The organism is Lawsonibacter hominis (assembly GCF_014287895.1).
GTDB lineage: Bacteria > Bacillota > Clostridia > Oscillospirales > Oscillospiraceae > Lawsonibacter_A > Lawsonibacter_A hominis.
Genome location: NZ_JACOPP010000004.1, coordinates 35726 through 57690, shown reverse-complemented (window position 1 = coordinate 57690; position 21965 = coordinate 35726). Strand labels below are relative to the sequence as shown.

The window sequence follows — 21965 nt, the reverse complement described above, 5'->3', positions numbered from 1 at the left end:
GGCGGTCAGGAGATCTGTACGTTGACGCCGTTGACCTGTACGCCCTCGTCGGCGCGAATGAGGATGTACTTGACTCCGTCGATGACGCGGGTGTCTACCAGATCGCCCCGTTCGGCGCTGACCCGGATGGTCACGTCCGGGGTGCGCAGCTCCAGCTGCCTGGTGTCCACCAGATTGCCGGGGCTCAGGGCGGCGTCCGGGCCGAAGGCCTCGTCATACTTTCCGTCGAAGGACTCCGCGTGGCGGTCTGATACGCCGCAGGACCGGAGCACGCACGTTACCGTGCCCTTGGACAGGGTCAGCGGCTCGGCCTGCCTGCATTCCTTGTGCTCCTGAATGAGCTGGCACAGCTGCTCCTGCACGGCCTGCACCACCTCCAGGCTGCAATCCGCTCCAAGCGTATCGCCCAGCAGGGACTGGAACGTCTCTTTCTGGGCGGAGGCGGGCATGGGGATGGGGCTGCGGAAGAGCGCGTCCACGACCTCCGGGTGATTTTCCGCGGTGTCCCGCGTGTAGTACAGCGCGTTATACAGGTTGGTGGTGCGCTCGTCAAAGGCGGGAAAGAGAAAGCCCAGCTCGGGGGCGGAGACCAGCCAGTCCGGCACCGGCGTGCAGAACTCGTTTTCCCGGATATGGTAGCTCAGGCCCGGCTTGGTCTGTTTGACGGGGCACACCGCGCACAGAAGGTAGGAGAAGACCTCGGCGGAGGCGTCGTCCTGCCGTTCCCCGTCCCGGGAGCGGTAAGGTACGTCGTAGGCGTCCCGGGCCAGCAGGATCAGGTAATTGCCCTCCAGCGACAGGCTGCCGATCACCTGCTGGAAAAAGGTCTGCACCGCCTGCTCGTCCTTCAGGGCGGAGCTGCGCAGGGCCATGAGGAGCCTGTGCTCCGGACTGTCCGCCACCTGCTGGGTGGTAAAGGTGATGTCCACCAGGTTTTTGCCTATGCCGCCGGAGAGCGTCTTGCGGAGAAGGGAGAGAAATTTTTCGCTTTCCTCCTGGGACAGGAGGGCCAGGGACTGGTCAAATTGGGAGACGATCTCCCGGTTTTCGTTGACACAGCAGCCGCGGATGTGCGTGATGCTGGTCTTCTCCGGCCGGAAACGGCGGCGCAGCTCTGCGATTTCTTTTTCGTTCATCGGGATCCTCTTTCATCATAGGAATGGGGGGCGCCGCCGGCAAAGCGGCAAGGCGCCTGTGGAAAAAGCTGAGGGGTCCCCGGCTATGGCCGGGAACCCCTATTATAATGCGGATGGAACGGCGCCGCAAGCCCCAGGGTCTGTATCCCAATCTTATACCAATTCTCCATAAAACGGTTGAACCGTTTTGTGGAGGCCACAGAATGTGGCTCGGCGGCGTAGCCGCCAGGAATGTCGTCAATACTGTTGCTTACGCCACAGGCGCTGCGGCGTCATACGCCGCAATAAAAAGGCTTACTAAACTTTTTTATTAAGAAACAGTATTACAAGCGCCGGGGCAGCGGGTCTTTTTTGCCCGGACGGCCTGGGTTTCCCCGGGAATCCGGCAGGCTTGCGGCGGGAAGCTGCTTGTCCGGCAAAAATCTCCCGCTGCCAGCCGTTCCGAAGGCTGGAGGACCGACGCTAAAAGGTGACGCCGGACTCCAGGATCACGTTGGCATAGGAAGTGGTCTCCCCGGTGCGCACCACGCAGGCGGCCTGAGGAAGCAGGGCTTTGAACGCCTCGTGAGGGACGTAGCAGATCTGCGTGCCCGGAAAGCGGCTGCGAATGGAACGGTCCATTTCCGGGCTGGCCGTCTTGATCTCCTCGGCCAGCGTGATCTTCTGCACGGCCAGCTCGGACAACACGGCGTCCAGCACGGACAGGAGCGCGGGAACGCCCTGTGTGACGGCCAGATCGATCCGCCGGGTCTCGGGCGGGATGGGAAGCCCCGCGTCGCCCAGGACCAAGGTCTGGGTGTGTCCCAGCTTGGCGATCTCATGGGAAAGCGCGCTGTGGAGCAGCTTGCCTTTTTTCATAAAGAAGCTCCTTTCCCCATTTCCCCCAGGCTGCCCGCGGCCAGGGCGGCGCGGACCTCCTCCAGCAGGGGAATGGCGTCGGCCGCGCCCCGGCGCTGGATGCACAGGGCGCTGGCGGCGGAGGAGAGCCGGAGGGCTTCCGGTATGGGAGCGCCGGCGAGCAGCGCGCCCAGATAGTAGCCCAGAAAGGTGTCCCCCGCTGCGGTGGTGTCCACCGGACGCACCGGAAAAACGCCGCAGGACCAGGTCTCCCCGCCGGCGCGGCAGACGGAGCCCCCGGCGCCCAGCGTGAGCAGCAGCTGGGTATCGGGGCAGCGCTGGGCCAGACGGTCCAGAATGTCCGCGGGCGCCTGGGTTCCCGCCAGGGCGGCGCCCTCCCCCTCGTTGATGACCAGCCAGGAGAGCAGTTCCAGCGGGTAATCCGCCACCTCCGGCGCCATGGGGGCGGCGTTGAAGGCCACCCGCAGGCCCCGGCGGACCGCCTGCCGGATCAGGTAGGGGATGCCGTTGACCTCGTTTTGCAGGAGCAGCACATCCCCCGGTGCAAAACGGCAGAGCGTCTCATCCACAAAAGACTCGGTCAGGCAGGTGTTGGTGCCGCCGTAGAGGAGAATGCAGTTTTCCCCGGCTTCCGTCACCTGGATGACGGTGTGCCCGCAGGGCTGGTCCAGGGCGCGGATCAGGCCGGTATCCACCCCGTAGCGCTGCAGCGCGTCCAGGAGCGGCGCGCCGCCCGTCCCCACCAGACCGGCGTGCCAGACCTGCAGGCCGGCCTTGGCGGCGGCGATGGACTGGTTCAGCCCCTTGCCGCCGCAATGGACGCTCCGCGCCCGGGCGGCCAGGGTCTCGCCGGGGCGGACGAAGTGGTCCACCTGATAGGTATAATCCAAATTGAGAGAGCCGACGCACAGTACCTTCATCCGGCGTCCCCCCTCAGTACCAGAGCTGGATGCGGGCGGCGCGTCCCGCCGGGAGGGAGAGGCGGGCGGCGGGAGGGACGGCCGCTCCATTCACGCAGACAGACACCGGTTCGGCGGCCGGGAATTCCACCCAGGACTCCTCCGGTTGGGCCGGGACGGTGAGCTGCGCGTAGTGGCTTTCATAGAGGAAGCCGGAGAAGCGTCCCCGGGCGTTGGAACGGAAGACGGTCCGGCCGTCCAGGTCCACCTGCGCGGCGTCGCCCAGGCGCAGCTCCATCTGGCCCAGATAGGTGCGCAGGTGGCGCAGCTGCATCGCCTCTCCGGAGATCGAGCCGAAGCTCAGACCGCCGTCGGGGTCGGTGTCTACAAATTCCAGCACCCACATCAGGGGCAGCAGAGCGCCCCAGCCGTAGAAGGGATCGGCGTCCACGCTCTTCCCCACGCCGGTGAAGGTGTTGTAATTCTCATAGCAGGCCCGTTCCTCCTCCCAGGCTCGGGCGAAGACCTGGGCGCTGCGCTGCGCCAGGCGGTGGGCTTCCTCCTGGAAGCCGTAGCGCTTGAGGCCCAGGTAGGTGAAGAAGTTCAGCGGCGGCCACATGCGCCCCCGCCAGTACACGTCGTCCCGGACCGCGGGGTCCTTCTGCCAGATGGAGGGCAGGGGAGCCGCCGTCCAGAATTCGCTCTCGTCGAAGATGTGCTCCACCAGACGGCGCGCCCGCTCCGGAGTTGGAATGCCGGCCACCAGGGGATAGAAGCTGGTGGGGGAGGGGCTGACAAAGCCGTTTTCCCAGTGGCGGTTGGCGTAAAGTCCCCGCTCCTCGTCCCAGAGCCGCTCGTCGATGCGGCGCTTGAAGGCGTCGGTCTGGGCGCTCAGCGTCCGGGCCGTATCCGCGTCCCCCAGCGCCCGGGCCAGCTTGGCCAGGGACTCTCCCTCCAGCGCCAGCAGGCTGTTGAGGGCCACGTCCTCCATGTTAAGGGTGCCTGCCTCAGGCACGAAGCGGGCGCTGTCGTACATGGGGCTGTTGTCCATGGCGGCCTCGTCCTTGGCGGCCAGCTTGGTGCGCTTGAAATGGCCGTCCCCGCAGTCGGGGGAGCTGCCGTACTCCAGCACGCCGTTGCCGTTGCCGTCCCGGTGCTCAAACCACCACAGATGCGCCCGGTGCAGGGTGGGGAACACCTGGCGTACCAGGGAAAGGTCGTGGGTCAGCTCATAGTATTTCAGTACGATATAGCCGAAGATGGGCGGCTGGGAGCGGTCCACCCACTCGGTAAACTCCGACATGAGGCAGGCCAGGTTCCCGGCGGGGACGGCGTTCTCCATGCTGGCGCAGATGTTGCAGCGGGCGGTGGCCCAATCGCCGGACCAGGCGGCGCAGAGGGCGTGGTAGAGCACGTCGTCCAGCCAGAGGAACCAGCCGCCGAACTTCTTATCGATCCAGAAACGGGTGAGGGAGGTGAGCACCCGGCCGTTTTTGAAGTCGGCCAAGGTGTTCCAGGCCATCACGTCCCGCAGGGCCTCCGCGCAGCAGCCGAAGCGGCCCTCCTGCTGCAGGGCTTCTCCCGCCCGGGCGCGGATGGCGTCCAGCGCGTCCTGCTCCAGCGCCAGGGCGGCTTCCGCCCCCGCGCGGGCGCCGGCATCCCCATTGGCTGCGCACAGGGCGAAGTCGATGACCGGGGTCTCCTCCAGGTTATAGAGGAAGCTGCGGTACCTGGGCCGGGGAGCGTCTTCCAGAGGGGCGTAATAGCCCAGCTCTTCCATGCGGCGGCCCACGTAGCCCTCGTCGTCGGTCAGGCACTCCCGGATGGGGCGGTCCTTCAGCGCCACCGCAAAGCGGTAGCTGCGCAGGGCCATGGCGACGCTTCCGTCCGGCGCGCGGGAGACGCAGCCGTCCCCCTCGAACCCGACGGTGAGCACGGGCAGAAAGCGCAGGCCCCATTCCCCGTTGGCCAGGGTGCTCACCCGGCCCCGGACGGTCCAGGGGTCGCTCTTCCAGTATTCCAGCTGGAGTACCGTGCCGTTGTGCTCGGCGGTCAGACGGCAGTAGCGGCCGTCGGCGTCGTGCTCATAGAGCTTGATGTGTTCGCTGAAGGGGAAGCTGGTGTAGGCGCCGCTGGAAAAGCTGTACGCCCCCAGAGACACGGACAGCCGGGCAGGCAGAAACATCATGGCCGCCGGACTTTTGGCGCTCCAGGTATTAAAGTATTTTTCCCTTGAAATTTGAAACATAATGCCCTCCTTACCGCGCACGCACGCGGTGTTTGATTGGACAGCCCCGCGGGGACGGCCGGGGGGTTACAAAGCGAACACCGACGCGCCCATGACCCGCAGGTCCACGTCGGAGCCCACGGTGAGCGGTTCGGCTTCCCGGGCGGGGATCAGGGCGAACAGGATGCGCTCCCCGCAGCGCAGCGTGATGCGGATGGACTGGCCCAAAAACAGTTTGTCCTGGATCCGGGCGCTCAGATCCCCCTGGCCCGGGGGGAGGAGGGCCAGGTTCTCCTCCTTGATAAGCGCGCGCACCCGGGCGCCGTCGGAGACGGCCTGCTCGCCCACGGGCAGGGCCAGCCCCCCGGCGTTCACCCGGCCATGTTCGTAGCGGCCCTCCAGCACGTTGGAGGCCCCGATAAAGTCGGCGGCAAAGGCGGATTTGGGGTGGAGGTACACCTCGGCGGGGGTATTGTCTTCGATGATCTGCCCGCCGTGCATCAACAGCACCCGGTCGGCCATGGAGAGCGCCTCCCCCTGGTCGTGGGTGACAAAGACGGTGGTGATGCCGATCTCCCGCTGGATACGGCGTACTTCGATCTGCATCTGCTCCCGGATCTTCCGGTCCAGGGCCGAGAGCGGCTCGTCCAGCAGCAGGATGTCCGGCCGGTAGACGATGGCCCGGGCCAGAGCCACCCGCTGCTGCTCGCCGCCGGAGAGCTGAGCGATGCGCCGGGGCGCGTAGCCGTCCAGCCGCACGGTCTCCAGGGCCTGGCCGACCCGCTGCTGCAGCTCCGCCTTGGGGACCTTTTTCAGGCGCAGGGGGTAGGCCACGTTTTCAAATACGTTCATATGGGCGAACAGGGCGTAATTTTGGAACACCACGCCGATGTTGCGCTTCTCGATGGGAGAGCGGCTGATGTCCCGGCCGTCCACCAGCACCTGACCCGCGTCCTGCCGGACGATGCCGCTGATGGTATTCAGCAGGGTGGTCTTGCCGCAGCCGGAGGGGCCCAGCAGAGCCAGGAATTCCCCGGTCCCGGCGGTGAGCGATACCCCCTTGAGCACTTCCTTTTTTCCGTAGCTTTTTCGCACGTCCACGATCTTCAAATCAGCCATTGAGTACTTCCTCCGTCGTTGCAAGCCGTACCTGACAGGGCATCAGGGCGGCGATATCGTGCAGGGCGGCGTCCAGCGCGGGGCTGGAGCCGGCGCAGGCGTCCCATACCAGAGTAACGGGCAGGCCCAGGTCTACCGCGTCCATCAGGGTGGCCAGGACGCAGAATTCGCTCTGGACGCCGGTCATCAGGATCTCAGCGTAATCCGCCGCCAGCAGGTGGGCGCGCAGAGCGCCGCTGGAGAGGGCGGAATAGGTCTGCTTTTCAAAGGAAAGGTGGCCGAGCGCTTCCAGAGCGGGGACCAGGCGGGCGCACTCCGGATCCCGGTTGATCCCGGCAAACTCCGCGTTGTAGCGCTTCCAGGTGCCGGGGGGATCGGAAAAGGGCAGGTGCCGGGTAAACAGACGCCTGGGATAGCGCCGGCACAGGCGCAGGATATTGGCCTCGGCCCGGTCGAAGCCCGGCGTGGCCCACGCGCCGCCGGGCGCGTAGACCCGCTGCATGTCGATGACCAGAAGCGCCGCCCCGCTCATAGCAGAGACCTCTTGCTGCCGTAACCCAGCTTGTTCACCAGATAGACCAGCGCCGTGGAGACCAGCACCATAATGGTGGCCAGGGCGTTGATGTCCGGCTTATAGCCCACACGGACCATGTTGTAGATCTCCAGGGGCAGGGTACGCACGCCGAAGGGGGCCAGATAGTACTGGATGACGAAATTATTGAAGCAGACCATAAAGGCCATCAGGCCCCCGGCGGCCACGGCGGGGAAAATGCCGGGCAGCACCACGGTGAAGAAGGCACGCAGGGGGCTCGCCCCCATGGCGCGGGCGGCGAACTCCAGGTTGTCGTTGAGCTCGCACAGGGCCGGGTAGACCAGCAGTACCACATAGGGCAGCACGCAGATGCTGTTGCCCAGATACATGCCCAGATAGGACCGGCCCAGGCCGATGAAATTGAAGATCATCAGCAGCGCCACGCCCAGCACCAGCCAGGGGATGATGACGCCCATGTTCAGCAGGGCGGAGAACACCTTGGCAAATTTGGCGTTGGAGCGTTTGAGCCCCAGGCTGGTCATGACGCCCACCACCACCATGGTGAGGGTCACCAGCAGGGAAAACCAGATGGAAAGCCAGGTGGCGCCCCCCAGGCTGGCCCCTGTGAACAGGCGGACGTACCACTTGGTGGAGAATACGAAAGGAAAGGTGCCGTACTGGGAGGCATTGAAGCTCATGAGCGCGACGATGAAGATGGGCAGGAAGATAAATGCGTACACCACGATCATGACCGCCCGGATGAAGGGATACCGTTTTTTCATAGCCGCCTCCCTGCCACGCCGCGGATAACGGCGTTGATGATAAGCGTGATGACGCACAGGACCAGCAGGAACAGCACGCACAGGGCGCAGCCCCGGCCGATGTTCAGCGATACGGAGAAGTTGGTGTCGATATAGGAGCCGATCAGCATCCCGTTGGTGCCGCCGGCCAGATTGGCCTCTACAAAGCTGCCCGCCGCCGGGACGAAGACGATGATGATGCCGGAGAGCAGACCGGGGGAGGAGAGCGGGAAGATCACGTCCAGGAACCGCCGCGCCTTGCCCGCGCCCATGACCTGGGCGGCGTAGAGCTGGTTATCCTCGATCTTGCACATGGAGGAATAAAGACACAGCACCATATAGGGCAGAAATTCATACAGCAGGATCAGGAACACCGCAAAATTGGTGTACAGGATGGAGGTGGAGGCGTTCCGGCCGAACAGGCCCAGCAGGCTCATGACAGGGCCGTTGGCCTGCAGCAGGACCATCATGGAGTAGATCAGCAGCAGCTGGGAGGTGAAAAAGGGGATGATGATGAGTACCACCAGCAGGTTGCGGTGCTTTTCGCCCACGCATTTGGCCAGGCCGTAGGCGGTAGGGTAGGCCAGCAGGATGCAGGCCGCGGTGACGCTGCCCGCCATGGCCAGGGATTTGCCCATCAGCGGAAAAAAGAGCCCCTTTTCCAAAATGGTGGCGTAATTGCCCAGACTCAGCGCCGCATCCAGGGCCAGGTTGTTTCCCTGGATCAGGCTGGCAAAGACCAGCACAGCCAGCGGCGCCACCACCAGCAGAGCCAGCATCCCGGTGCTGGGCAGCATGAGCAGCCAGGTAGAAAGTTTGGATTTCGTCATGCGCGTTCCGCCCTTCTCAGAGTGATGAAACAAGACGGGGGAGACGGCTGCGCGGATCCGTCTCCCCCGTTGATGATCGCGTGCTCAGGAGGCCTTGACCTCGTTCCACAGGTCCAGCCAGGCCTGGTTGGTCTCCTCCGGGATCTCTTTCTGGAACACCAGCTTCTCCGGCAGGCCGTTGTCGACGTACAGGGCGGCCTTCACATCGCCGGAGAGACTGTCCAGCACCTTGGTGTTGGAGGGGATGGGGGGCTGCATCTCCAGATCGGCGGCATAGGTGGACTGGAACTGCTGAGAGGTCATCCAGTCGATCCACTTGTAGGCCAGATCCTCGTTGGGCGCGTCCTTGGGAATGGCCCAATAGTCCACCCAGGCGATGGTACCCTCCTTGGGATAGACATAGGTCATCTTCTGGCCGGTGGCGTTGAGCTGGGTGGCGGCACCGGACCAGACGCTGCCGGCGACCACTTCGCCGGCGGAATAGGGCTTGGCAAAGGAGTCATAGCTGCTCCAGAAGAGCTTACAGTTGGCTTTCAGAGAGAGCAGGGTATCCTTCACCACGTCCAGGTCGGGATCGTAGGGATCTTCCCCGGCGTAGGTGGCGGCGATCATCACCGCGGTGGTGTGGTCGTCAAAGAAGGCGATCTTGTTCTGATAAGCAGGGTCCCACAGGATGCCCCAGGAATCCACCGTGTCCGAGATGGCGTCCGGGTTATAGCCCAGGGAGGTAGTGCCCCAGGTCCAGGGCACCCCGAGGATGTTGCCGTCGGCGTCCTTCACATCCTCCACATCGCGGATGTCCTCCCGCAGGTCGCCATAATTCTCCAGCCGGCTCACGTCGATGGGCTGGAACAGGTTCTCGCGCTTGCCGATGGCCACATAGGCCATGTTGGGCAGCACCACGTCGATCTGCCCCAGGCCGCCCTGGCGGAGCATGTTCAGCAGGGCCTCTTCGGAATCGAAATACTGATGGACCACCTTGCAGTTGTTGGCCTCCTCAAAGGCCTGGACGGCGTACTCCGCATCGGAGCCGTAGCCCTGCCAGTTGGCCACGGTCAGGGTGCGGACCGCGCCGCCCTCCCCCGTACCGGAGTTCTGGGGGGCGGCCGTCCCGCCTCCGCCGCTTCCGCCGCCGGAGCAGGCGGCAAGGGAGAAGAGCGTTAGACCGGCCAGGAGCAAAGAGACAAGCTTTTTCATTTTGACACCTCCATAAAATAATTGGTTCAGAGATAAAACGTTTTAGTTCCAGTTCCAAAGAGAGCGATTTATGTTCTGCTCGCAGGATCAGAATAGCACACTGCACTGCAGAAGTCAACGAAAAAAGAGAAAACGTTTTCCTTCAAGACGGCAGAAATTTGACGGAAGCCCGCCGCACCAAATGGGTGTCAAACAGAAGCTCCCGCTGCGGCGGCGGGGGGGCGCCTTCGATGTGGTCGATGAGCAGCTGGGCGGCGGAGCGCCCCAGCTGCTGCACCGGGTTGTAAATCGTGGTCAGCCCGGGGTTGAGCAGGCGGGAAAAGGGAATGTCGTCGAAGCCGGTGACCGAGCAGTCGTCGGGCACCCGCAGGCCGCGTTCGTTGAGCAGGCGGATCACCCCGTAGGCGATCAGGTCGTTGGCACAGACAAAGCAGGTGATGGAGCGCTTTTCATCCAGCAGCTGCTTGGCCGCCTCATATCCTGCGTCCTCCGAATAGGCGCAGTGCTGCAAAACGCCCCTGGGGGCGAAAGAGATGCCCCGCTCCTCCAGCGCGTCCAGAAAGCCCCGGCGGCGCATATCGGCGGAGAAGACCCCCTCCGGTCCGGCCAGATAGGCAAAGGCGCGGTGCCCCATGTCCAGCAGATAGTTGGCCATTGCCGCCATGCCGTGCTGATGGTTGATGCGCACGCAGATGCCGTCGATGGGATCGCCCCAGTTGTCCACAAAGATCAGAGGCACCCGGCTGCTCCGGATCAGGTTGGCGGTGCGCTCGCTCATGCGGTAGTTGTTGTAGATGATGCCCGCTACGTAGTTGTCCCGCAGATAGCTGAGGTTGCGCAGCTCCTTGTCCTCGTTGTTGTTGGAGTTGCAGAGCACCACGCTGTAGCCGCGGGAGGCGGCCATGTCCTCCACACCCTTGAGCAGCAGGGTATAGAACTGGTTTACGATGTCGGGCACCACCACGCCGATGGTATTGGAGCGCTTTGTGATCATGCTGCGGGCTACGTTGTTGGGCTGGTAGCCGTAGGTCTGTACGATCTGCTGGATGTGTGCGCGGGTCTCCCGGCTCACTCCGGCAGGGTTGTTGTTGATCACGCGGGAGACGGTGGCAGGGGAAACTCCGGCAATCCGGGCAATATCCTTGATGGTCATAGGCTTCTCCATCTCCTCCCTCCCTTGGTCTTTTTACCTTATCACATTTTCGGATAAAAGTAAACCGTTTTCGTAAAAGAAGGCCCGTTCAGAGATCCAGCATGGCCGCCATGGCCCTGACCCGGCGTTCCAGCGCCTGACGGACCAGGGGACTGTCCCGGTCGGCGTCAAAGCCGTGGTAGGAGCCGGGGACCCGCCAGAGCTGCGCAGCCACTCCGGCGCTTCGGAGCCTGCGGACATAGGCTTCGGCCTCGTCCCGGAGGATATCAAATTCCTGGGACTCCACATAGGCGGGCGGAAGCCGGGACAAGTCCTGGGCGGACAGCGGGGAAGCGTAAGCGGCCATGTCTCCCGCGCCGCGGCGCAGATAGAGCTCCCACGCCTGGCGGTTGGCGGAGGGCGGCCAAGGGGCCGCCGGGAAGAGCCGGTGAGAGGGACAGGCCATGGTCCGGTCCAGGACGGGATAGATCAGGGCCTGCCCCCGGAGGGGCGGGCCGCCCCGATCCCGGGCGAGCAGCGCAGTTCCGGCGGCCAGACAGCCTCCGGCGCTCTCGCCGTAGAGAAGGAGACGGTCCGGGTCCACGGCGCAGGGGGCGTTCCCGGCGGACAGAAATTGCAGCAGCCGGAAACAATCCAGCAGGGACGTGGGGAAAGGGTGCTCCGGGGCCAGCCGGTATTCCGGCAGGAAGACCCGTACGCCCAGCGCGGCGGCAAACCAGGCGGCGTTTTCCAGCATCATAGGCTCCAGCGCGAACAGAAAGGCGCCTCCGTGGAAGTAGAGCACACCGGGGCGGCGCTCGGCGGCCTCGCCCGCCGCTACGCTCCAGCACGAAATGGCCGCCCTGTCCGCGCCGGGGTAGACGAAGCGGTGGACCGCCACCCCCTCCGGCGGCCGCCAGGAGCGCACCTGGGCATGCTCCCGGCGGCGAACCAGCTTCCGGCGCAATGCTTCCCCGGGGCGCCGGTAGTCCCGCGGCGGAGGCGGCGGCGCAGACAGCGCAGGATCATAGGGATACGGGCCTGGAACGATCCGGTCCATGGCACATTCCTCCCAAAACAGGATGTCAATCAAAGCATACCACAGCGCGTCTCCCGCCGCAAGACGAGCTGCAGCAGCGTTTTCCTGAAGGAGGGTGGGAACGAGGGTGGTTGATGGGAAGCTGTGAGAGGTCCTGTCAACCGGTCTCTTATCATACGCCGCCCCCGGAGGATAAGGGACAATACGGTTTTTCGGGACCAATAGGCCCGCCGGCTGCGTTATCCCCCTTGCCGGGCGGCGCCCGCCGAAGGCAATAACGCCGTCAGCGCTGATTTTGGCCGCTGGCAGGCGTATTGTCCCTTGTCCGCTGCGGGTATCGTTGCGCGATGGCTGTAATTCCAAACTGCAGCAAAAATGAAATTGTGGAGACACAACGGGGCAGGGGGTAAAGAAACCTGAAGTTTTATGAAACCCTCCGATGTGGCGCGTTATTCAGCGCCGCACCGGAGGGTTCGCTTAAGATCGGAAAGAATCGTGGCTCTGAAAAGGCGGTGCACCATGCATGTTTTGGTTCGCCGTCATGAGACGGCCGCTTTTTTCAGAACGTGCGGGGAGCATAAAAAGAAACGAGAAGGGGGGGTTTTGCTGTTTTATGAGCGATGCGGCGCAGGGGTCCTTCGGGGCCCGGCGAGTTCATCTTCTGAAAAGACGCACTTTTTGTGGAATAGAAAAAGGAAGATACTGCGTTCCGTTTTGTCGTTTTTGGTGCCGGACGCACGCGGACTGCTACACGGCATCCGGGCGGGGCGCGATATGCAGCGTGCGGAACCGGGACGTGGCATCCACCAGTGCTCTTTCCACCGGGATGCGCTCGATTGACGACGCGCCGTAGAAGCCGGAAATGCCCTCCACATGACGCATGATGTATGAAAAATCCTGCGGTTCTGCGATGGGGCCGCCGTGGCAGAGGATGATGGTATCGGGATTCTCGGCACGGATTGCCTCAATCCAGCTGCTGAGCATCTGTGCGCACCGCTCGATCGGCGGCGCCACCTGGGCTGCCGTGAGGCCTTTTGTCGTGAGGCCAACATGCAGGCACAACATATCCGAACCGTTTGCAGCCAGCTGGACGGCCTGCGTGAGGTTGTATGCGTATGGTGTCGTGACCATGCCGCGGTCCTTTGCGGCCCGCAGGAACGCCAGTTCCATCGCCATGCCGATGCCTGCGGCATCCAGGGATGTCACAGTGCGCGCACCCTCCATCTGGTCCATCCCGCCCATACCGGGTACGTTCTGCACGCCGCTGTAGCCCGCCTGCTTGAGCTGCTCTATGAACCCCATCATGTCGCGGAAGGGATCTTGAATGAATACGCCTGCCAGGACTGGCGTATGGGGCGCCACGGGCATGACTTCCTGTGCCATCTTGAGCACCAGATCGTTCGCATTGCCGAAGGCGAATCGCCCAGCCATGGAGCTGCGCCCAGCCATGCGGTACTTGCCCGTGCCATAGACGATGATGAGGTCGGCGCCGCCCCGTTCCTCGGCGCGCGCCGCAAGGCCGATGCCTGCGCCTGTGCCCACGATGGGCTGCCCTTTGCGCAGCGTTGCCCGCAGCCGTCCGAGCACTTCTTCTCTTGTCATATACATGCTGTGCGGTGCTCCTTTCCCGCCGTGATGAGCGCGTGAAGCTTCTTCGCCGCGGCTTTTCCGAACGCCGGGTCATTGATATGCAGCGGCAACTCCTGCAGTTCCACAAGCGGCGATACCAGCGCGGCACGGATGGCGCTGAATAATGCGTCATCGGCCGCCGGGTCCCAGAAGGGGCCGCCCTCGCGGTCGATTTGCGATACGCCGTGCAGGGGCAGGAGCAGTGCGCACGGGGCCGTGCACGCATTCAATTTGTCGGCGATAATCGTGCCTAGGCGCCGGTTCTCCTCGGGCGTCGTGCGCATGAGGCTGCTTGTTTCGCCGCCGTGGAACAGGCGGTGGGAAAAGCGCACCGGTCTTTCGTTGATATTCACCATGTCCAGGGCACCTACGCTCACCACCTGCGGTACGCCGCCCTGCGCGGCGGCGTCGAGGCGGTCGGGTCCGGCGGCACATACGCCCCCGCACAGGGTGTCGGCCCACTCGGTGGTGGTGAGGTCCAGCACACCGTCGATGCCGCCGCCGCGGATTAATTCCTCCATAGTCTGCCCACCCGCGCCGTTGGCGTGGAATACCAGTACCTCATAGCCGTTTGTCTCGAGCCAGGCCTTCGCGGCCTCCACACCGGGCGTCGTCATACCGTACATCGTAGCGGCCACGACGGGTTTTTCCTTTTTCAGCGTGGGTGCCGGCCCCAGTTGTGCGGCGCCTGTGACCGCGCCGGCGGCGGTCCGGAACACCGCGCGCGAAATGCTGTTGAGGCCGGCGATATCCACCACCGAATTCATGACGAGAATATCGGTGCCCTGCCACAGCCTCCCCGTTGTGGCGCTGGCTGCGATGGTGGAGACCATGACCTTGGGAAAACCGACGGGCAGCTGCCGCAGAGCCTGCATGCCCAGCACTGTGCCGGAACCGCCGCCCAGTGTGATGGCGCCGCTGATACGGCCTGTGCTATACAGATCTTGAATACACCGTTTCGCGCCCTCAATCATCACGGTGACAGCCTCCAGCCTGTCGCCCGATGAGAGGGCCGCCAACGTTCCGCCGCCCAGACGAGCTACCTCCACGTTCGGGATAGTGGCGGAGAATACGGCCTCATGGGCGCGCGCGCTCACGTCCACTGAGATCACGTCCGCAAGCGGTGCGAGCGCATGGATGCAGTCGATGAGATAGGCTAACTCTGCACCCTTCGTGTCGAACGCACCCAAAACAGCGATGCTCTTCATACGGACTCCTCCTGTTTTTCCACGGCGATCTGCTTGAAATCACGGATGACGTTGATGATGGCCCGCTCCACGGGGATGCGTTCGATGGAGGAGCCGCCCAGATAACCGTCCATCTCCGGGATGGCGTCGTACACGCGCTGCACATCCTCCGGCGTGGCAAGAGGTCCGCCGTGGCACATGATGAGCACGTCCGGGCGTGCATCCTTTGCGGGCGCGAGTATCGCACGCATTTCCTCGATGCACGCACCGAGCGGCGGCACCTCGACGCCGTCGTCATTTCCCGCCGTCAAGCCCAGGTTCAGCAGGAGAATGTCCGCGCCTGCCTGTGCCAAGCGCAGGGCCTGTTCGGCATCATAACAGAAGGGAGCCGTGAGAAGATCCATACTGCGCGCTGTCTCCACAAGCTCAATCTCCTTGGAAAAGCCAAGACCGCCGGCCTCCAGGTTCTTGGCCATGGCGGGCCTCATCATCCCCATCCCGGGGCTGTTCTGCACACCCGCGAACCCCCAGCGTTTTAGGTTTTCCAGCACCATATCCATGCGTTTAAAGGGATCCTGAGCGAACACACCCGCCACGGCGGGCGTGTGGGCAAGCACCGGCAGGATTTCTGTACCCATCTCCTCGGTGACGGCGTTTGCGTCGCCGAACGAAAATTTTGCGAGGAGCCCATTGCGCCCGGACATGCGGAACCGGCCGGTATTGTTGACAAAGATAAGGTCTGCGCCGGCTCTCTCGGCACATTTAGCCGTGAGACCGATGCCCGCGCACACACCGAGGATGGGGCGCCCTTCGGCCAGTCCAGCGCGCAGCGCACACAATACTTCGCCTCTTGTAAATGATCTCATATTCAAACTCTCCTTTTTGAGCTGAGGGTAAGCGCCCCAAACGCCCGCACGCTCTGCATCAGCGCCTGCTCCACCGGGATGCGCTCGATGGTGGATGCGCCGTAAAACCCCGCCAGCCGGGGGCAGCGCTGCATCAGATACCGCATTTCCACTGTGCTCACAATGGGGCCGCCGTGGCACAGTACGATCACGTGGGGGTCCAGTTCTTTCGCAAGCTGGCTCAAGGCGTTGATGCGCTCGGCGCAGCGCTCCAGCGGTGTGATGACCATGCTGTGGTCGCTCTCGCGCCCTGTGAGCCCCATATGCAGCACCAGCACATCCGCGCCGGCCTCTACGAGAAGCTTCAGGTGATCCGGGCGGGAGCAGTAGGGCGTTGTAAGCAGGCCCCGCCGGTGTGCTTTGCGCACAAGCTCTGCCTCGCGGGCAAAGCCGTATCCGACCGCCTCCAGTGCGGCCGCACATCCCGCGCCCTCCATAATTTCCTGCCCGCCCATACCCGGGATATTCTGCACTCCTTCGTAGCCCAGCGCTGTAAGCTCGTCCAGAAAGGCGTCCATATCACGGAAAGGGTCCTGCGCGAACACGCCTGCGATGAGTGGGGCGTGCCGAACAAGCGGCCGCAGCTCAGCCGCCATGCGCACGGTCTCGGCGTTCGCGTCGCCGAAGGCGAAGCGTCCCGTCATGGAGCTGCGCCCCGCCATGCGGTATCGGCCCGTCGCGTAGGCGATGATGAGGTCGGCGCCGCCCTTTTCCTCCGCCACGGCGGAGAGGCCGGTCCCGGCCCCTGTTCCAAGGATGAGCGCACGGTTGCGTTCCTTTTCCCGAAGGCTCTCCAATATCTCTGCCCTGGTACGTCTGTTCATGTTTACAGCTCCCATTCTTCCGGCGGTTTAGCCTTGATTCAGTCCGCCGCCTTCTGTGTCTCCAGTGCGGCCTCCAGTGCAGCGATATCCTTGTCCGAGCAACCTTTGAGCATGCCCGGCTTGAGTGCGATGAAACCGATGAGGCCGACGATGGAGATGGCGAGCTGGAAGAACAGCGCGTTGCGGAAGCCCGCGATGCTGAAGTCGGCCGGGATAAACAGCCCCCAGATGGTGGAGACCAGTGCATTGCCTACGAGCCACGAGATGAAATTGGAAGCGCCCATAAACCCGCCGATAAATTTTACACCGCACATCTCACGCATAAGGGCATAGACCGAAGTGGTGGAGGTATAGAAGGTAAAGCCCATAATGACAAAAATGACGGCATAAGCAATCGTTGAAAGCTGGGTGGTGAAGACGGCCAGCAGTGCCACGCAGGCAGAGATGACGATGTAGGAGATGACGACAAGCGGTTTTGCGGGAATCTTTTTGCACACGAGCGCGATGGTCACACCGCCGATGCACGAGGCGATATTGCCCACCATTAAGATATTGCTGCTGACGACGGGATCTACCCCGAGCCCCTGCACAAGAAACGTGCCGCCCCACGCCGAGAATACCATGGGAACCGTCATGCCCACCAGCGCGCCTGCGAAGCAATAGAGCCAGAAGCCGCCCGTCCGGGCGAGGTGCTTGACAGAAGCCAGCGGAGAGACGGCCTTCTTCTGCAGCGCCCCCTGCCGGTCGCGTACAAATATCCATGCGCCCGCGGCCACGAGGATAGAGGCGGCTGCAATGAGGCCGAACGTGTTGTTCCAGCCGATGCCGCCGATGAGCAGCACGAGCGGCGTGGTCGCGACGAGGCCGCCGATCTTTCCGGCCGTCATAAACATGCTGTTCACACGCTTATAGTTGTCGGCGCTCTCCCAGGAGGCGATATGGCGGCTGCAGACGTTGAACACACAGGCCACTGCGGCCGTTAGGATGCCGCGGCCCACGAGGATGAGCGGAAAGCTTTTCGAATAGGCCATCAGCAGAAGGCCGCCTCCCGCCAACAGATAGATCACACTCAGCAGCTTGCGCGCGCTGATGCGGTCCGTGATGAGGCCGGCAGGCAGCTGCATGATGGCGTTGCACCATGTGTACACCCCGATGTAAAGAGCGACTTGGCCTGCGTCGAGCGCAAGGTCGGTTGCGAGAATAGAAGCCGTCATGCTGGTGGCGTAGCGGTGAAAGTTCACCATGGCGTATGCGACGAACAAAACAGCGTACATGCCGCCCTTGTTCACCTTTGCGTTGTTTGTCTCGGACATTTTCCTTCCTCCTTTTTCATGCAAGCGCATTCGAATCGGCCGTCGAACAGTTTTGCTGTGAAGCGCAGCTTTATTATAGGGAACGAAAGAAGGACTGTACAATATAGAAAAACTATTCAATTATAATAAAACATAATAGAGAAACCTCAAAATTTCTCTTTTGCCGAATGGCTATCGAACTCTTTGTATATTGTGCATAAAAAAGCAGTTTTGATGGAAAAACCCATCAAAACTGCTTATAGGGTTATTGTAAAAAATTATTTTACATCTTTTTAACGAAAGGGTACGCTAGGTTTGGGAGGATGCAGACGTGCCCGGTGCCGTGTGCAGCATATGGGCAAGGAAGGCCTCCTGCGCTTTGCTGAGGTGCTTGTCGCGCAGACGGATGAGGCCGACGGAGAAGATAATGGGGTGCTCGAAGTGCACACCGCGCAGCAGCGGCTCGCCGGGGCACTCCTCTACGAACAGGAACGTGGAGGCCAGGTTCTTGCGTGCGAAGTTCTTCATGGTGGCTGTCTGGCTCGCATACAGCATCACGTTCGGCTCAATGCCCGCCTCCTGAAAATAGTTCTTGATAATGGAGTTCTGGTAATAACTGTCTTTGAATAGCACGATGGGCGATGTGCCGATGTCCCGGAATGAGACACGTGCCTTCTGGGCGAGGGGGCTGTGGATGTTCGTCCACAGCATCAGTTCCACCTTCAAAAAAGGATAGGTGACAAATTCCTGGTCGCCTATACTGTTGAGGATGGCCACGGCAAAATCGCGCTCGCTCTCGCGCAGCAGGTTTGTCACTTCCCCCTGTGCGTCCTCGTATACCTCCAGCCGGTAGTCGGGATATTCCTGCATGAAGCGGTCGAGAAGATTCGGGAAAAAATCGCCCACGATGGGCGGCAGGCTGAGCGTTACGGTGCTGCTGCTGTTCAGATGCTGCATCGTCTGCTCGAGCGTACGCACCTCGTCCAGCACACGGTTGACGCGCTCCAAAAAAAACGATCCCTCGCGTGTGAGCATCATGCGGTTGTTCTGGCGTACGAACAGCTTTACGTGCAGTTCTTCCTCAAGTTCTTTGATGGCCATGCTGATAGACGGCTGTGAAACGAACAGGGAGTCCGCCGCGCGCGTGGTGCTGCCATAAAGGCAGACGGCTTGAAAATACCGCATCTGTGAAAGTTTCATCCAAGACCCTCCTTTTCCAACCCGCTTCGCTCTGATGCCGCGGGAGGTACCCGTTCTCTTCTGCGCTCTTCTATTATAGTCTGTGAGACTATTTTTTTCAAATGCGGCCAAAATGGCCGCTGTCCGCCCGTCTATTCCGAATCTCAAAAATTAAGGAGGCATCTGTATCATGCTTGCTCTGGTGGGCCTGCTGGGCATCGTTTTGTTCATCGTGCTCCTCGCGCGCAACAAGACTATCATGCCCGCGGCATTCGTCATCGTTATCCTGCTCATCCCCCTGTGCCTGGGTATCCCCTTAAACGAGATCAGCGGCTACATCACGGACGGTATCGCATCCACGGCAACGCTCGGCATCATGGCGGCGTTTGCGATCCTGTTTTTTACGCTTATGAACAAACTGGGCGTCTTCGACACCATTGTGGGCGGCATTACACGCCGCATCGGCAGCCACATCTATCCCGTGCTGCTCGCCACGATGCTCGTCTCCATCTGCTCCCATCTGGACGGGCAGGCCCCTTCCACCATCCTTGTTACGATTCCGGCGCTCTATCCGTTCTATAAAAAGTTGCGCATCCGGCCCGTCGTGCTTACGTTTATTCTCTCGGCCGTGGTGGGCATCTGGAGCTTCCTGCCATGGGGTTCCGTGACGCTGACGAACTCCGTTGTGATGGGACTGGATGTTCTGGACATCTGGCAGGAGCTGTTGCCTGCGCTGCTGTGCATGACGGGCATCCTGTCACTGGTGCTCCTGGGAACTGCGTACACGGAAAAAAAGCGCATCGCCGCGGGATTAAACGACAAGACCGCCTATGGAAGCATGTTCCAATCCTCGGGCGAGGAGCTGCCTGCGCGGGCGCGCCGCCTTCTGCCGTTCAACACGGTCCTTACGGTCGCCGTGCTCATTCTGCTGTTTTTGAATGTCGTGAATACAGCCGTTGTGTTCATGGCGGGCTATACGGTGGCGGTCCTGGTAAATTACCGCACCATAAAGGAGCAGATGGCACACTTCAGTGAGCATGCGTCCACTGCACTGATGATCTGCCTTGCCATGGTGCTTGGCGGTGTGTTCGGCAATGTGCTCAATGACTCCGGTGTGCTGAACGCCATGATCACAGCCCTCGTTTCGGTGTTCCCACAGAGCTGGAGCCGATATCTGCTCACCATATTCGGCACGTTGTCCTATCCGCTGGGCTGCTTTTTGGGGCTCACTGCCTACAGCTTCGGCGTCACGCCCGTTATCAATGGCGTGGCGGCCAACTTCGGTTTCTCCGCGCTGCAGTCTGTCTGCGCGCTGGCGCCCGGCTACAGCATGAGCATAATGGCGTGCCCGATCATGCCCAGCACGCATTTGATGCTGGGCGCGGCCGGGATCGACCTCAAAACACATTTCCGCTATTCCGGCTGGCGCCTGCTGATGCTCGCGCTGGCATTCCTGGCCGTCACCATTCTGCTGGGGAACGTGCCGCTCTGACTTGGCGGCGCGTCTCTTGTCGTTTATCCGGCAGATACCATCTTTGAAACGCTCCCTGTGGGGTATGGTCTGCTGTGCGCTCTGCGGCCCAGCCTTTTGGGGCTTGGCCTGTTTTGCAGGCTTGCGGTCAGGACGCTTTCTTTCTGCGCACGGCCGCTTTGCCCTTTTGGCGATTTGCAATCGGCTTTTCCTTCGGTTCAAAAAGCCGCTATCCATATCTACCCCGATATGTGCTTTGTACCCAAAGCGTCATTCCCTGCCGTTTTCATCTGATGCGCATTCGGATCTCACTGCCCGTCCTGGTTCTTTGCGGAAAACGGGGCGGCAAGGATCGTGGAATCTACAATGGTACTCTTCTTCAGAAGAAGTCCTTTGCAAACAGCTGTTCCTGAAGAGTGCGGCTCAGGTCTGCGGCGAAGCTCAGGCCGCACCGGATGCGGCAATTGAGTACACGAAGGAGCGCGTCCAGTTCGGCCGCCGCATTTCCCAGTTCCAGAACACCCAGTTCCAGTTGGCCGACATGTACGCCAAGACCGAGGCCGCCAAGTGGCCGGTATACTCTGCGGCGATGAAGAAACAGAACCACGAGCCCTACCTCGGGGGTGGTGTCGGTAAAAGGAAGACGGCACCATGGACCGTGCGGCAATGGAGAGCATTACCAACCATGACAATCTGGCCGCGGTGGAGGCGGCGCTGGCAGGTGTCCTTGGCGCTGGGCGGTAGCTTGGCGGTGGATCGGCCTATCTATACGCCATGAGGAGGGGAACAAGAAGTGGTATAAGGTTTAGAGAAGCACCATATTTGTTCGCATCCCAAGAGGACCGGACTTTTCGGCTGGAATACTTTCCGATTGTATGACGGTAAGGACGCATTCAGGCCGCAAAGAGAAATCAAAAGGGAAAGCGGGCGGGAGGCCCCCATATCCATTATCGGTTTGGCAAGCGAATCTATCTGATTTCAGGGGCACGCAACCGATAGTTGCGGACGCTGAAACGTAAAATGGGTGGCGCGGCGGGCGGAAATCTGGTAAACTGAACGCACAAGCACAGAGAAGGAGCGTTGGCGAATGAATCTAGAGATTGCAAACCGGCTGGTGGCGCTGCGGCGGGAGCGGGGGTTATCCCAGGAGGACCTGGCGGCCCGGCTGGGGGTGAGCCGCCAGGCGATTTCCAAGTGGGAACGGGCGGAGTCCTCTCCCGATACGGATAATCTGATCGCCCTGGCCCGGCTCTACGGCATTTCTCTGGACGAGCTGCTGCTGCAGCCGGCTCAGGGGGGCGACCGCTGCGAAAGCCAGTACGCCTATGCATCTCAGACGGGACCGGCCGCGGCGGAGGAGGCGGAGGACGAGCAGGCAGAGGTCTTCGCCGCCGCGCGGGAATGGGACGAAGCGGAGCGGGCCTGGGAAAAGCAGCAGAAAAAGGTGTTTGAAAAAAAGAAGCAAGCGCTTTTGTGGCTGCTGACCCTGGTGCTGATGGTAGCTTTGCCTGCCGCCAGCGCGGTATTGGGACTGGGTGACGTATATCCGATCATTGTGGTCATTGTTTTCCTGATCACAGGGTTTCTGCTGGATAATTGGCACCCGGGCTGGATGCTTTTTCTGAGCATCCCCCTCTATTATGCCATCAGTGAACGGATCTTGGGTATATTCTGGTGATCAGACGGCGCGTCCGGGGTTGGACGCGCCG

The 21965-nt window shown here is 61.9% G+C and carries 19 protein-coding genes and 1 pseudogene; 3 read left to right on the top strand and 17 right to left on the bottom strand.

Going from position 1 to position 21965, the window contains the following annotated elements; all coding sequences use genetic code 11:
• Positions 1-5: 5 nt before the first annotated feature.
• From H8S57_RS04405 to H8S57_RS04325, 17 genes are all read right to left on the bottom strand, one after another.
• Positions 6-1136, bottom strand: coding sequence for a DUF4317 domain-containing protein (locus H8S57_RS04405; protein ID WP_186906864.1), 1131 nt, complete (start codon positions 1134-1136; stop codon positions 6-8).
• A gap of 462 nt (positions 1137-1598) precedes the next feature.
• On the bottom strand, positions 1599-1994 hold the full coding sequence (gene rbsD, locus H8S57_RS04400; RefSeq protein ID WP_186906863.1) for a D-ribose pyranase: 396 nt from the start codon (positions 1992-1994) through the stop codon (positions 1599-1601).
• The gene (locus H8S57_RS04395) at positions 1991-2914 is read right to left on the bottom strand and encodes a ribokinase (RefSeq protein ID WP_186906862.1); all 924 of its coding nucleotides are present in this window, start codon (positions 2912-2914) and stop codon (positions 1991-1993) included. Before H8S57_RS04395 ends, rbsD begins: the two co-directional genes overlap by 4 nt.
• A 13-nt stretch (positions 2915-2927) precedes the next feature.
• Positions 2928-5141, bottom strand: coding sequence for an amylo-alpha-1,6-glucosidase (locus tag H8S57_RS04390; protein ID WP_186906861.1), 2214 nt, complete (start codon positions 5139-5141; stop codon positions 2928-2930).
• 66 nt (positions 5142-5207) lie between these two features.
• Positions 5208-6239, bottom strand: coding sequence for an ABC transporter ATP-binding protein (locus H8S57_RS04385; protein ID WP_186906860.1), 1032 nt, complete (start codon positions 6237-6239; stop codon positions 5208-5210).
• Entirely contained in the window at positions 6232-6771 is a 540-nt protein-coding gene (locus H8S57_RS04380; RefSeq protein ID WP_186906859.1) for a cysteine hydrolase family protein, read from the bottom strand. Before H8S57_RS04380 ends, H8S57_RS04385 begins: the two co-directional genes overlap by 8 nt.
• Entirely contained in the window at positions 6768-7553 is a 786-nt protein-coding gene (locus tag H8S57_RS04375) for an ABC transporter permease (RefSeq protein ID WP_186906858.1), read from the bottom strand. The genes H8S57_RS04380 and H8S57_RS04375 overlap by 4 nt, the downstream gene beginning before the upstream one ends.
• Positions 7550-8401: an ABC transporter permease gene (locus H8S57_RS04370; protein ID WP_186906857.1), complete on the bottom strand. Its 852-nt coding sequence runs from the start codon at positions 8399-8401 to the stop codon at positions 7550-7552. Before H8S57_RS04370 ends, H8S57_RS04375 begins: the two co-directional genes overlap by 4 nt.
• Before the next feature lie 84 nt (positions 8402-8485).
• Complete coding sequence (locus H8S57_RS04365) at positions 8486-9598, bottom strand: ABC transporter substrate-binding protein (RefSeq protein WP_186906856.1); 1113 nt, start codon at positions 9596-9598, stop codon at positions 8486-8488.
• Positions 9599-9740: 142 nt separating this feature from the next.
• The gene (locus H8S57_RS04360) at positions 9741-10763 is read right to left on the bottom strand and encodes a LacI family DNA-binding transcriptional regulator (RefSeq protein WP_186906855.1); all 1023 of its coding nucleotides are present in this window, start codon (positions 10761-10763) and stop codon (positions 9741-9743) included.
• Positions 10764-10839: 76 nt separating this feature from the next.
• A complete protein-coding gene (locus tag H8S57_RS04355; protein WP_186906854.1) occupies positions 10840-11790 on the bottom strand; it encodes an alpha/beta hydrolase in 951 nt (316 codons plus the stop codon).
• Positions 11791-12516: 726 nt separating this feature from the next.
• Entirely contained in the window at positions 12517-13377 is an 861-nt protein-coding gene (locus H8S57_RS04350) for a phosphoenolpyruvate hydrolase family protein (RefSeq protein WP_207723699.1), read from the bottom strand.
• Positions 13368-14606 (bottom strand): Tm-1-like ATP-binding domain-containing protein, encoded by a 1239-nt coding sequence (locus H8S57_RS04345; protein WP_186906853.1) that lies wholly within the window; start codon positions 14604-14606, stop codon positions 13368-13370. The genes H8S57_RS04350 and H8S57_RS04345 overlap by 10 nt, the downstream gene beginning before the upstream one ends.
• Complete coding sequence (locus H8S57_RS04340) at positions 14603-15451, bottom strand: phosphoenolpyruvate hydrolase family protein (protein ID WP_186906852.1); 849 nt, start codon at positions 15449-15451, stop codon at positions 14603-14605. The genes H8S57_RS04345 and H8S57_RS04340 overlap by 4 nt, the downstream gene beginning before the upstream one ends.
• Before the next feature lie 2 nt (positions 15452-15453).
• Entirely contained in the window at positions 15454-16314 is an 861-nt protein-coding gene (locus tag H8S57_RS04335) for a phosphoenolpyruvate hydrolase family protein (RefSeq protein WP_186906851.1), read from the bottom strand.
• Between the two features lie 38 nt (positions 16315-16352).
• On the bottom strand, positions 16353-17627 hold the full coding sequence (locus H8S57_RS04330) for an MFS transporter (RefSeq protein WP_186906850.1): 1275 nt from the start codon (positions 17625-17627) through the stop codon (positions 16353-16355).
• Between the two features lie 288 nt (positions 17628-17915).
• A complete protein-coding gene (locus H8S57_RS04325; RefSeq protein ID WP_186906849.1) occupies positions 17916-18806 on the bottom strand; it encodes a LysR family transcriptional regulator in 891 nt (296 codons plus the stop codon).
• 169 nt (positions 18807-18975) lie between these two features.
• Between H8S57_RS04325 and H8S57_RS04320 the strand changes: the two genes are divergently transcribed.
• The 3 genes and pseudogenes from H8S57_RS04320 (at position 18976) to H8S57_RS04305 (ending at position 21934) form a co-directional block, all read left to right on the top strand.
• Positions 18976-20277, top strand: coding sequence for an SLC13 family permease (locus H8S57_RS04320; RefSeq protein WP_186906848.1), 1302 nt, complete (start codon positions 18976-18978; stop codon positions 20275-20277).
• Positions 20278-20674: 397 nt separating this feature from the next.
• Positions 20675-20872: pseudogene (locus tag H8S57_RS04315) on the top strand (acyl-CoA dehydrogenase family protein); the annotation flags it as partial.
• 471 nt (positions 20873-21343) lie between these two features.
• Positions 21344-21934 carry a helix-turn-helix domain-containing protein gene (locus H8S57_RS04305; protein WP_186906847.1) on the top strand — a complete coding sequence of 197 codons (591 nt, stop codon included), beginning with the start codon at positions 21344-21346 and terminating at the stop codon, positions 21932-21934.
• Positions 21935-21965 lie beyond the last annotated feature (31 nt).